Annotated in this window: 12 protein-coding genes; all 12 read right to left on the minus strand. The window is 38.1% G+C overall.

Going from position 1 to position 12,498, the window contains the following annotated elements:
- Positions 1-99 precede the first annotated feature (99 nt).
- A complete protein-coding gene (locus GMJ66_RS14870) occupies positions 100-609 on the minus strand; it encodes a hypothetical protein (protein ID WP_156291107.1) in 510 nt (169 codons plus the stop codon).
- Between the two features lie 30 nt (positions 610-639).
- A complete protein-coding gene (gene floA, locus GMJ66_RS14875; protein WP_156291108.1) occupies positions 640-1,632 on the minus strand; it encodes a flotillin-like protein FloA in 993 nt (330 codons plus the stop codon).
- A gap of 18 nt (positions 1,633-1,650) precedes the next feature.
- The gene (locus GMJ66_RS14880; RefSeq protein WP_407939238.1) at positions 1,651-2,931 is read right to left on the minus strand and encodes an NfeD family protein; all 1,281 of its coding nucleotides are present in this window, start codon (positions 2,929-2,931) and stop codon (positions 1,651-1,653) included.
- Between the two features lie 490 nt (positions 2,932-3,421).
- On the minus strand, positions 3,422-3,868 hold the full coding sequence (locus tag GMJ66_RS14885; RefSeq protein ID WP_156291109.1) for a GatB/YqeY domain-containing protein: 447 nt from the start codon (positions 3,866-3,868) through the stop codon (positions 3,422-3,424).
- Between the two features lie 15 nt (positions 3,869-3,883).
- Positions 3,884-4,060 carry a 30S ribosomal protein S21 gene (rpsU, locus tag GMJ66_RS14890; protein ID WP_156291110.1) on the minus strand — a complete coding sequence of 59 codons (177 nt, stop codon included), beginning with the start codon at positions 4,058-4,060 and terminating at the stop codon, positions 3,884-3,886.
- Between the two features lie 369 nt (positions 4,061-4,429).
- Complete coding sequence (locus GMJ66_RS14895) at positions 4,430-5,185, minus strand: 16S rRNA (uracil(1498)-N(3))-methyltransferase (protein WP_156291111.1); 756 nt, start codon at positions 5,183-5,185, stop codon at positions 4,430-4,432.
- 79 nt (positions 5,186-5,264) lie between these two features.
- Positions 5,265-6,203 carry a 50S ribosomal protein L11 methyltransferase gene (gene prmA, locus GMJ66_RS14900; protein ID WP_156291112.1) on the minus strand — a complete coding sequence of 313 codons (939 nt, stop codon included), beginning with the start codon at positions 6,201-6,203 and terminating at the stop codon, positions 5,265-5,267.
- Between the two features lie 115 nt (positions 6,204-6,318).
- Positions 6,319-7,449, minus strand: a complete 1,131-nt coding sequence (gene dnaJ, locus GMJ66_RS14905; protein ID WP_156291113.1) for a molecular chaperone DnaJ — start codon at positions 7,447-7,449, stop codon at positions 6,319-6,321.
- Between the two features lie 204 nt (positions 7,450-7,653).
- On the minus strand, positions 7,654-9,486 hold the full coding sequence (gene dnaK / locus GMJ66_RS14910; RefSeq protein WP_156291114.1) for a molecular chaperone DnaK: 1,833 nt from the start codon (positions 9,484-9,486) through the stop codon (positions 7,654-7,656).
- A 33-nt stretch (positions 9,487-9,519) separates the two neighbouring features.
- Positions 9,520-10,089: a nucleotide exchange factor GrpE gene (gene grpE / locus GMJ66_RS14915; RefSeq protein WP_407939239.1), complete on the minus strand. Its 570-nt coding sequence runs from the start codon at positions 10,087-10,089 to the stop codon at positions 9,520-9,522.
- A 112-nt stretch (positions 10,090-10,201) separates the two neighbouring features.
- Positions 10,202-11,233: a heat-inducible transcriptional repressor HrcA gene (gene hrcA / locus GMJ66_RS14920; RefSeq protein ID WP_156291116.1), complete on the minus strand. Its 1,032-nt coding sequence runs from the start codon at positions 11,231-11,233 to the stop codon at positions 10,202-10,204.
- 90 nt (positions 11,234-11,323) lie between these two features.
- Positions 11,324-12,484: a radical SAM family heme chaperone HemW gene (gene hemW, locus GMJ66_RS14925; protein ID WP_156291117.1), complete on the minus strand. Its 1,161-nt coding sequence runs from the start codon at positions 12,482-12,484 to the stop codon at positions 11,324-11,326.
- Positions 12,485-12,498: the final 14 nt, after the last annotated feature.

Raw genomic sequence — 12,498 nt, forward strand, 5'->3', positions numbered from 1 at the left:
CCAAAAACTTGAAAAAAGTATTTGACATTGTACGCTAAGTAATTAAAAAACCATCAACAAATAAGTGATTCACTTATTCGTTGATGGTCTATATAAAGCTTATTTGATTTTTCGTTCTTCTATGACACTTCGGTATGGTTTTCTTCCGCGCGGAGCACCCAATACCTCCGACATAATAATACCTTGAATTAATCCTTTTTGATTTAAGCTCGTGTTAATCTCTTTTTTTAATTGGGCTTGTTCTTTCGTTAAATTATTTTTTGGCTGAAGAATGGTCTCTTCACTTGTATTATATTGTTCACTTATATTTTTAATCGTATCTCTAGTTGTCGTTTTTAATTGATCAGCTAAACGTTCCATTTGCTCTTGCTGCTGTTTCTCCATAGAAACTGTTGTTGCTGGATCTGGACGATTTCCAGTTCTTGACGGATTCTCAGGCCGTTTCTTGTGACTAGGAGGAGTAGAAGCTGGCTTAGGTCGATTTAACTGTTTTTCCTTTTGTTCTTCTCGAGCATTATTTGCATTATTTCTGAAAAAGCCAATAATCCCAGAAAGGATAATTAGAATGAGAAAGAAATTACTAAAAATCGCTTCTAAAAAGCCTTCCATTTGACCCCCTCCTTTACACTTTCAAGTAATTTACTCCTTATCATGGTCATCATTTTCTTTTGTTAATTTACCTATCGTATCACGCATATCTGTATCTGCATTGATATTCTGATAATTTAAGTAGTCCATGACACCCATTTTCCCGGAACGCAATGCCTCTGCCAATGCTTGTGGCACATCTGCTTCTGCTTCCACAACTTTCGCACGCATTTCCTGAACCCGAGCAACCATTTCCTGTTCTTGGGCAACCGCCATTGCACGTCGTTCTTCTGCTTTTGCTTGTGCAATGTTTTTGTCTGCTTCAGCCTGATCCGTTTGTAAAATCGCTCCAATATTTTTGCCGATATCCACATCAGCGATATCGATGGATAGAATTTCAAACGCCGTACCTGCATCCAATCCTTTTGCTAACACAGTATGGGATATTGAATCAGGATTTTCCAGTACTTTCGCATGGGTATCTGAGCTACCAATTGTACTTACCACACCTTCACCAACACGAGCAATAATTGTATCTTCACCTGCACCACCGACAAGTCTGTCAATGTTGGCGCGAACGGTTATTCTTGCTTTCGCTTTTACTTCAATCCCATCCATTGCAATACCGGCAATAAATGGTGTTTCAATTACTTCAGGATTTACACTCATTTGTACAGCTTCCAATACATCACGGCCAGCTAAGTCAATTGCGGCTGCGCGCTCAAAACTAAGTTCTATATTTGCACGATGTGCGGCAATTAGAGCATTAACCACACGGTCAACATTCCCACCTGCTAAGTAGTGGCTTTCCAATTGATTAATCTTTACACCTAACCCTGCTTTATGTGCCTTAATTAACGGATTAATAACCCGGTTTGGTACGACTCGACGAAGACGCATTCCAATTAATGTAAAGATACTGACTCTAACCCCAGCTGCTAGTGCACTAATCCAGAGTGCTACCGGAATAAACGTGAATAAAATAACTACGGCAATTAGAATAACCGCGATAACAATTAATGGCATTAAATCATAAATAGACATTTCAATTCCTCCTAAAATTTATTTTTCTCTGACAACAACCCTTACTCCTTCTACTTTAACCACTTTGATTGGACTACCACTTTCAATAAAACTTCCTTCAGAAACAACATCAATCCGTTCATCCGTAAATTCGCCAATTCCAGATGGTCTTAGAGAGGTAACTGCCACACCTTCCTTTCCAATAAGCTCCAGACGGTTGGCAGTAGATACATACCCTAATTCTGTCGTTGTCCGATCCCTTAAAATGATATGCCGAAAAACCCCTTTATCCAGTCCAATTCTCCTAAATAGGATAACACTGGATATGATTGCAACTAAAAACGCAATCCCTACACTCATCGACATTTGTCCCAAATCATAACCTGACATCAGCAAAGATCCAAGGATAGCTCCTACACCAATTAATCCAAGGATTCCTCCAGGTACAAATAACTCGGCAATGATTAAGATGATTCCTATTAGTAGTAGGACAATCGCTTCCATTCCTGCTAAACCAGCAACAATATGTCCATAGAAAAACAGAATTAATGCGGTGACCCCCATAATCCCAGGAATACCAAATCCAGGTGAATACAGTTCAACAATTAACCCCAAACTGGCAACAGATAGAAGAATAGAGTAAACAACCGGATTTGTTAAAAATCTGGCAACTTCTTCCGCCAACGTTGGTTCTTTTTCAATAATTGCAGCATTAGATAATCCTAATTCATGAAGTAACTCAACACGGTCATCTACAATCCCCTCCGCATAACCTACCTCCACTGCATCAGAGGGTCCCAAAGTTAAAAATTCTCCTTCTGGTGCTCCATATTCAGGCAAATCTATATTAGAATCAGCCATAGCTTCAGCATAAATAGGATCTCTTCCTTTCGATTGGGCACTAGCAATCATTCTCTCTTTCCAAGCTGATTGTGCTTTGTCATCTGCTGCAGTCCCATCGCTATTAATGACACCACTTGCACCCATGGTTGCATGAGGCGCAAAATAGATGTAATCGGTATTTAATGCAATATACGAACCGGCTGATAATGCTTCATTAATGATAAATGAGGTTGTGGGGACTTCCAAATTCTGCAGCAACGTGCCAATCTGTCCAGCTGAGTCGACACGACCACCTGGTGTATCAATCTCAAAAATAATATGATCTGCACCAGATTCTATTGCTTCACTGGTCGTTCTTTTTAAAAAAGCTTCCAATCCACGTTCTACTTCACGTTCAATCGGAATTATATAAACAGATTGACCACTTCCTTCATCATTTTCAGCATGGATATAATCAATATTTAAAAAGGAAACCATGAACATAATTCCCATTAAGGCTATGTATATAGATGTCGTCTTTCTCCGCAAACTTTATCACCTCCTTACTTGTTATTAGTATATACGGCCTATAGATGGAATAGTTTCATTTAACGGAAATAATTTTTCCTACCTAGATACTACCATAATCATATCCCTCAGAGAAACATAAAGATAGATTGTACCTAAGTGGCAGTATGGAAGTGTGACATCATCTTTAGCCCTTCAGCTAGGCATTGAAACACAATAATTCATACATTCTTATCTTTTATAGGATATTCAAAAAGTCCAGTGAAAAGGACACATCGATAGGGGATCTTCGACTAAGTACCGACACGTCCTGTGTCGAACGTCGAAGTCACCACAACACGCTCGGGGCCCGCTACTCAAAGCTTCAACGCCTCAAACTTCTCGATCCTTTTCATCCTCCTTTTTGAACACGCACTTTTAAGAAAAAAAGGTTCTTATCCTCTGATAAGAACCTTTCCTGTTAGTTCAATTGTTGCATAACAACATCTTTTATTTGTGAGCCATCTGCCTTCCCTTTTACTTTAGGGATAATTGCTCCCATTACTTTACCCATATCTTTCTTCGATGTAGCATTTACTTCCTGAATCGTTTCCTGAACCATTTCTAATATTTCTTCATCAGAAAGCTGTTCAGGCATATATCTCTCAACAATAGATATCTCGGTTTCCATTTTTTTAACAAGATCGTCGCGTCCAGCGGATTTAAATTCTTGGAGGGAATCTTTTCTTTGTTTTACCTCTCTTGACAAAATTGTTAAGTCTTCTTCCTCAGATAGTGTATCTTTACCAAGTTTAATCGATTCGTTCTGTATTGAAGCTTTTATCATGCGAATTACGCCTAGAGTTTCTTTATCTCTATCCTTCATCGCTTGCTTCATATCTTGATTCAATTTGTCGAGTAATGACATGAGTTCGCACCTTCTTTAATACTTACGCTTTCTAGCAGCTTCAGATTTCTTCTTGCGTTTCACACTAGGTTTTTCATAGTGTTCACGCTTGCGATATTCCTGTAGTGTACCACTTTTTGATACACTGCGTTTAAAGCGACGAAGAGCATCTTCAAGAGACTCGTTTTTACGAACGCGAGTTGTATTTGACATGCTAATTTCCCTCCCTCCGAAGCACAAAACCAAAATTATAAGGCATATGTAAACACGTCGCACATGCCACTTTAAAGTATAATATAATCCTATCAATAGGTCAACTGATTATTTTACACGTTAAAAAAAGCATACAATTTTATGACCGGTTCGTCACAAGCATTTTCAGAAGCAGTATCTAGGCAATACTACAAGAAAATAGCTCAACTAAAAGCTGTGTTTTTATAAAAGGTTGCTTTTTACAGGAATATTGTATCTCTTTTACTTCTTCCAATAATATGGGTAAATTGCTGTTTTGGTAGACGCTCCTTTAATTGCTTTTAATCCATAATTCGCTGATTTTGCATTCACCCAAGGTTTGCCTTCCACCTATCGTTCCAATTCTTCAAAATGATAGGAAATGGCTGCCAATGCGTATAATGGTGCAGTTTCGGTTCGTAAAATTCTAGGCCCTAACCGTACCGCATGAAAGCCATTATCTTTAAGTAAATTCGCTTCTTCACTTGAAAAGCCACCTTCAGGGCCAATACATACGAATAATTTCTGTTTGATATCCATTTCCTTCAATACGGAACCAAATGTATGGTAATCCTGTACCTTCGCTTCTTCTTCATATGCAAAGATTTTCATATGATAGTTTGAACTTTCCTTGATTATTTCTTTTATCGTCATTGGATCCATTAAATGTGGTATTTTATTACGATGGCTCTGTTCACTCGCCTCTTTTATAATTTTGTTAAAGCGGTTTGATTTCTTTTCCCATTTCTTTGTATCCCAAATGACAACAGACCGCTCGGCCTTAAACGGAATAAATGCGTATGCTCCTAATTCTGTTCCCTTTTGAAATACAAGATCTAATTTATCCCCTTTAGGTATACCATGTGCAATGGTTACGTCTATCGGAAGTTCTACCTTTTCTTCCATCCATTCCAGAACAGCTGCTTCCACATAATCAGTGTCTACTCGTGAAATTTCGCACTGTGCAGCCTTCCCATTCTCATCATTACATATGATTTTATCTCCTGATGTAAAGCGCATTACCCTCGTAATATGGTGTACATCATCACCAGTAATAACAACTTTATTTTCTTTCCATGCATTTGTTGGAATAAAATATCGTTGCAATTTATGCACCTACTTTTCATTAATACATAGCATGACTAATACCGTTGTTTCTTTTAAACACACGCTAAGTGACCTTAAATTAAACTTTCTTAGCAACAATGGAAATCCAGTCTTCCATTTCATTTATTGCTACAATTTCAAAACCCTGCTCCATTAATTTATCTTTTACAAGCTGTTTCTTATTTTGGATAATGCCTGAAGTAATAAATAATCCACCATCTTTCAGATTTTCCCACGCATCACCGATGAAACGAACGATAATTTCAGCTAAAATATTAGACACAATAATATCTGCTTTTACATTTACATGGTCCAATAAATTATTTTGCTTCGCAGTTATTTGGTTTTCTAAATGGTTAAGTTTTACGTTTTCTTTAGTACTTTTCACTGCAACATCGTCTAAATCATAGGCAAATACTTCCTTTGCTCCGAGTAAAGCTGATGCAATACTTAATACTCCAGAACCACTGCCCACATCTATAACCATATCATTATTTTTAAGATACTGCTCCAATGCTTGAATGCTTAATACCGTTGTAGGATGCGTACCTGTACCAAACGCCATTCCTGGGTCTAATTCAATAATAATTTCATCACTTGAAACAGGTGTATAATCCTCCCAGGTTGGTTTAATTGTAATTTTCTTTGAAATTTTCACCGGAGTATAATACTTCTTCCAAGCTGTAGCCCATTCTTCCTCATTCACTTCACTTAACATGACTTCGTTTGCTCCAATATCAATATCATAGATCAACAGGTTATTAATCGCCTGTTTAATCTCTTCTATCGTTTCTCCTAAAAAGCTGTTTACTGGCAAATATGCTTTAATCCGAACCCCTTCTTCCGGATAATCGTTCGGATCCAGTTCATAGATTTCCCCAAATGGCGATTCTTTCGCAGTAATTAAATCCTGAGGATCCTCAATAACCAGCCCACTTGCACCTGTTTCGTGCAGAATATTGGAGATGGCTTCAATCGCCTCATTAGTTGTTTGAATACTAATCTCCGACCACTTCATATTGATCACCCATTTCTTAGAAAAAGCTCAGGCTTAGCTCAGCCCAAGCATTAGATTTCCCCTATTCATTCCAGCATCTTAACTATCCTTTACTTTATGCAAAAAGCCCAATTGATTAATCATTGTTCTTAAATGCATTTTTAAATCGTTTAAAAAATGATCCATCTTGCTCTTCCGTCACATCATTACCGCCCAGCTCGCTAAACTCACGCAATAAGTCCTTTTGCTTTTCCGTTAAGTTAGTTGGGGTGATAACTCGCACCTTGATTAGCTGATCTCCTTGTCCTCGACCACGGACATTTGGTGCACCTTTCCCTTTTAATCGGAACATTTTTCCTGTTTGCGTTCCAGCAGGTACTTTTAATTTCACTTTTCCATGAACGGTTGGTACTTCCAGCTCATCACCTAAGGCTGCTTGCGCAAAATTAATTGGCAGCTCACAATAGATGTTATCTCCTTCACGCTCAAAGAATTCGTGTTCTCTTATTTGAATCACGACAAAGAGGTCTCCAGCTGGGCCACCATTAATACCAGGTTCCCCTTTTCCGGAAACCCGTATTTGTTGCCCTTCATCAATACCTGCAGGAATTTTAATATGGATGTTTTTATTCTTCTTCACTCGACCACTGCCACCACATGTATTGCATTTCTCTTTAATTTCTTTTCCGGTTCCACTGCAGTAATGGCATACTCTCCGATTAACTACACGACCAAAAGGTGTATTCTGTTCTTGATTAAGCTGACCAGTACCATGGCAATGAGAACAAGTATCGACTTTTGTTCCAGGTTTTGCCCCTGAACCATCACAAGTATCACAAGTTTCCTCTTTAGGGATGCGAATATCAGTCTCTTTACCAAAAATAGCTTCTTCAAAGTCAAGAACCATCGTATACTGAAGGTCAGCACCTTGCTGCGGGGCATTCGGATCACGTCTTCTTCCCCCACCACCGAAGAACATATCGAATATATCACCAAAACCACCGAAGTCTTCCGCTCCACCGCCGAAACCACCAAAGCCTTGGCCATTAGTCCCAGCGTGGCCAAATTGATCATATTGTGCCCGCTTATTATCATCGCTTAACACTTCGTATGCTTCTTTTACTTCTTTAAATTTATCTGCAGCATCCGACTCTTTATTCACATCTGGATGATATTTTCTTGCCAGTTTACGATATGCTTTTTTTATCTCATCTTTTGTTGCACCTTTTTCTATTCCTAATACGTCATAATAATCACGCTTACTCACTGTTAAATCACTCTCCCGACACACTTTAGCATAGGTTTTATCATACCATCAATCTACTAATCATGGCAAATATTCCTTTATTCTAATACTCTAATATCCATAATTACACGCTTCTTGTTCTTCATGCCATGAGTAAAAAAGTCAAAGTCAAGATAGTCCTGACTTTGACTTTGGGTTAGGATATATAGAAACTATTACATCTTATTATTTGTTATCTTTGTCATCATCTACTTCTTGGTAATCCGCATCCACAACATCATCGTCAGTGTTTGCGCCTTCCTCACCTTGAGATGCTTGAGCTGCTGCCTGAGCTTGCTCATAAAGCTTTACTGAAAGCTGCTGCACTTGTTCTTGAAGTGCTTCTTTCTTCGCTTTAATTTGTTCCAAATCATTTCCTTCTAATGCTTGTTTCAATTCATCTTTTGCTGTTTCTGCTTTTTGTTTTTCGTCATCAGAAACTTTATCACCCAGGTCTTTTATCGTCTTATCTGTAGTGAACACAAGCTGATCAGCTTCATTGCGAAGATCTACTTCTTCACGGCGTTTTTTATCTTCCTCCGCATTTTCTTCTGCTTCTTTAACCATACGATCCACTTCTTCATCAGAAAGACCGGAAGAAGACTTAATCGTAATCGATTGTTCTTTATTTGTTCCTAAATCTTTCGCACGTACGTTTACTATACCATTGGCATCAATGTCAAATGATACTTCAATTTGCGGTACACCTCTTGGTGCCGGTGGAATATCAGATAATTGAAAACGCCCAAGTGTTTTATTATCTGCCGCCATTTCACGTTCCCCTTGCATTACATGAATATCTACAGCTGTTTGATTATCAGCAGCAGTGGAGAAAACTTGTGAATGACTTGTAGGAATTGTTGTATTACGTTCAATTAGCTTAGTGAATACGCCACCCATTGTTTCAATACCAAGTGAAAGTGGAGTTACGTCTAATAATAGAACGTCTTTGACATCACCTTGAAGAACCCCACCTTGAATGGCAGCACCTAATGCAACCACTTCATCCGGATTAACTCCTTTAGATGGGTCTTTACCAATTTCTTTCTTAATTGCTTCCTGTACTGCTGGAATACGTGTAGATCCACCAACAAGAAGAACTTTATCAATATCGTTTTTGGATAATCCAGCATCGGACAATGCTTTGCGAGTAGGAACCATTGTACGCTCTACTAAATCAGAAGATAATTCTTCAAATTTTGCACGAGTCAGGTTCATTTCCAAGTGTAATGGACCCGCCTCACCTGCAGTGATGAATGGCAGGGAAATTTGAGTTTGTGTGACACCGGAAAGATCTTTCTTCGCTTTTTCCGCTGCATCCTTCAAACGTTGCATAGCCATTTTATCATTAGATAAGTCAATTCCATTTTCTTTCTTGAATTCTTGAACAAGGTGATCAATGACGACTTGGTCAAAGTCATCTCCACCTAAACGATTATCACCTGCTGTTGCTACAACTTCAAATGTACCATCACCGATATCAAGGATAGATACATCAAATGTACCACCACCAAGGTCATATACTAAAATTGTTTGATCTTGATCATCTTTATCAATTCCATATGCAAGTGCTGCTGCAGTTGGTTCGTTAATAATACGTTCTACTTCTAACCCAGCAATTTTACCAGCGTCTTTTGTCGCTTGACGTTCTGCATCATTGAAGTAAGCAGGAACAGTAATAACTGCTTTATCAACGGTTTCACCAATATAATCTTCTGCATAGGATTTAATGTGTTGCAGAATAATTGCAGAAACCTCTTGTGGTGTATACTCTTTATCCTCAATTTTAACTTTATAATCTGTACCCATATGACGTTTAATAGATTGGATAGTATTAGGGTTGGTAATAGCCTGACGCTTTGCTACTTCCCCAACTTGTCTTTCCCCATTTTTAAACGCGACTACAGATGGTGTTGTACGGTTTCCTTCTGGATTTGGAATAACAACTGCTTCTCCACCTTCCATTACAGAAACACAAGAGTTAGTTGTACCTAAGTCAATTCCGATTATTTTACCCATAACTATTATTTCCTCCTTAACAACTTCTATCTATTATTTATTCACTTTTACCATTGCCGGTCTAATGACACGGTCTTTTAACATATATCCCTTTTGCAGCTCTTCTACTACTGTATTGGATTCAATAGATTCATCTTCCACTTGCATCACGGCATGATGTAAGCTAGGATCAAATTCTTTTCCTTCTGTTTCTATTGTTTCCACACCCTGAGACTTTAATGCCTCTAAAAGCTGCTTATAGACCATCGTGATCCCTTCTACAAGGTTTTTGGCATCGCCTGTTACTTCAACTTGCAATGCACGTTCAAAGTTATCGATTGCCGGCAATAATTCGTTGACTAAATCCTGCGATTTGTACTTTCTTTCCGCTTCTCTTTCTTTAAGTGTTCGCTTTTTATAATTATCGAATTCTGCCTGCAACCTGACCAGACGCTGATAATTTTCTTCTTTTTCTGTCTGAAGCAATTCTATTTTTTTCTCCAGCTCTTTGATAGAATTATTTTCTTCTTCCACTTCTGGTACCTCTTTGTCCACAACTTCTTCTTGAGCTTCCTCATCCTGATGGACTTCTTCATCTATTGTTTTGTTGTTTTCTTCCAATATTGCCACCTCCACTTGTGAAATTTTTGCTTTACACTATGTAAAACTTTTAAACATAAGAACACACCCCTAAGAAATGTGGCAGATATACCCTACCACATTCTTAGGGAAAATCCTATTCAGAAGCTCTGTACCATTTATAAAGCGCCTCTGACATTTCATTGGATAGACTGGACAAAAGCGAAATCACTTTTTTGTACTCCATTCTCGTAGGTCCGAGCAGTGCGATGGTTCCAATTTGTCCTTCACCTAATTGGTAGGATGCTGTTATCAGACTCAAATCCTTTATTGCGTCAACCTCATTTTCATTTCCAATAGAAACACCGATACCATGCTTTGTGTTTTTAAGGAGATTCGCTATTTCATTTTCATTCTCCATCATGGTATAAAAAGAGCGAATCTTATCAACATCATTGAATTCCGGCTGCATGAGAATATTGGATTTTCCACCTATATATAATTTTACAGGATGCTCATGCGAGAAGATTGCCTGTAAATATTGATACGATTGATCAAAATCACGAATATAACGTTTCAGTAAACCAACTATTTCCCTTTGAAATACTTCTTCTAACCAAATGATTGGAACACCTTGCAGCCGGTCATTAAGTATATTCGCCATTTTTTCAAGGTCAGAGGAATTAATCTCATCCGGAAGCGTAAACGACCGATGCTCTACATGGCCGGTATCCGTAACTAAAATTGCAACTGCTGTATGGACAGATAAAGGCAGAATCTGAAGTTGTTTCAGCTTGGTTTCACCTAACTCAGGACCTAATATAATCGAAGTATAATTGGTCAACTCCGAAAGCACTTCTGCTGACATCTGAACAATTTGTTCAAATTCATAAAAGCCGTCTTCAATAACATTCCTTATTATTTTCATATTATGCTGATTGGACAATGGTGCTATAAGATGATCCACATAATAACGGTACCCTTTTTCAGAAGGAATACGTCCAGAAGAAGAATGTGTTTTTTCCAAAAAACCCATGTCCTCAAGATCTGCCATTTCATTCCTTATTGTGGCAGCGCTATATGGAATGCTTTCCTTTTTTGAAAGGGCACGTGAGCCAACCGGATGAGCGGTCTCGATGAAATCATCAATAATCATTTGTAATACTAATAGTTGCCTTTCAGTTAGCATGATGTTCACCCCTGTTAGCACTCTTAAGTTCTGAGTGCTAATTCTATTTATAAATTATCAAATCCTATATTCTTTGTCAATAAAGTAAGCCTATATCCACACTAAATCGGAATCTTCTAACATAAATTCTTCAAACACTCTATTTGCAAGCAGCATTCCACTATCCGTTAAACGTATGGAATCATCTTCTTCATATATCAAATTCTGTTTGGTTAATTTGAGAATTTGTTCCTTGAATAGAGCATCAACAGACAATCCGAACTTGGAAAGGAAAGCTTGTTTACTCAGCCCCTTCATCCTGCGTAACCCAAGAAAGATCTCCTCTTCTATTGCTTCTTTACGTGTAATCCCTTCCTCCTGCAACACAGGCTTTCCATCGTTCATAGCTTTTTTGACATAGGCTGGTAATGGTCTCAAATTAGTAATTCTTTTTCCCGGCAAATAACCATGGGCCCCAGCTCCAAATCCATAATAGTAACCATTTCCCCAGTAGGTTAGGTTATGTTTACTTTCAAACCCAGGCTTTGCAAAGTTGCTGATTTCATATTGTTTAATCCCCTTCTTGTTCATCGAATCCTTTAGTATTTCATACATGAAGATTTCATCATCTTCTGTAGGACGATGCAGCAAGTCTTTTTTATGCTGCTGGTAGAAGACTGTTTTAGGTTCAATCTGCAACCCGTACGTAGCATAATGAGGGAGATTAAACTCCAATGCTTGATCAAGTGAATGTTTAAATTGCTCAACTGTTTGATGTGGTAATGCATACATTAAATCAAGACTAATATTGCTGAAGTGGTACTGATGAAACAAATCCACTGTCTTATATACATCTTTTACACGATGTACCCTGCCAATTTCTTCCAGCAGCTTGTCATCCATCACTTGCACACCAAAGGAAATCCTAGATACCCCATTGTCTTTTAATAGTTTGGCTTTTTCACTGTCAATATCTCCCGGATTGACTTCAATTGTATATTCCTCACAGTTTTCCAAGTCAAATTTATTACGGAGAAATTCCAGTAGAAACTTTAATTGCTTATCATTTAATGCGGTTGGTGTACCTCCTCCGATATAGAGGGTTCGTATTTTATTATGGTTTCCTTCTATATTTGTATTAATCTCATTAACCAATGCATGCAAATATTCTGTTGCCAATTTCTCGTTATAAAAAAACTTCACAAAATCACAGTAATGGCAAATCTGTGTGCAAAATGGAATATGGATGTATACGGATTGAATTTGTTTCACAAATGTTTCTCTCC

The organism is Oceanobacillus salinisoli (genome assembly GCF_009733865.1).
Taxonomy (GTDB): domain Bacteria; phylum Bacillota; class Bacilli; order Bacillales; family Amphibacillaceae; genus Oceanobacillus; species Oceanobacillus salinisoli.

Excerpts from the sequence above, each read along its gene's own strand:
- floA (WP_156291108.1), bottom strand. The coding sequence starts at position 1,632 with ATGTCTATTTATGATTTAATGCCATTAATTGTTATCGCGGTTATTCTA.
- GMJ66_RS14885 (WP_156291109.1), bottom strand. The coding sequence starts at position 3,868 with ATGTCATTACTCGACAAATTGAATCAAGATATGAAGCAAGCGATGAAG.
- GMJ66_RS14880 (WP_407939238.1), bottom strand. The coding sequence starts at position 2,931 with ATGGTTTCCTTTTTAAATATTGATTATATCCATGCTGAAAATGATGAA.
- prmA (WP_156291112.1), bottom strand. The coding sequence starts at position 6,203 with ATGAAGTGGTCGGAGATTAGTATTCAAACAACTAATGAGGCGATTGAA.
- rpsU (WP_156291110.1), bottom strand. The coding sequence starts at position 4,060 with ATGTCAAATACAACTCGCGTTCGTAAAAACGAGTCTCTTGAAGATGCT.
- GMJ66_RS14870 (WP_156291107.1), bottom strand. The coding sequence starts at position 609 with ATGGAAGGCTTTTTAGAAGCGATTTTTAGTAATTTCTTTCTCATTCTA.
- hrcA (WP_156291116.1), bottom strand. The coding sequence starts at position 11,233 with ATGCTAACTGAAAGGCAACTATTAGTATTACAAATGATTATTGATGAT.
- dnaK (WP_156291114.1), bottom strand. The coding sequence starts at position 9,486 with ATGGGTAAAATAATCGGAATTGACTTAGGTACAACTAACTCTTGTGTT.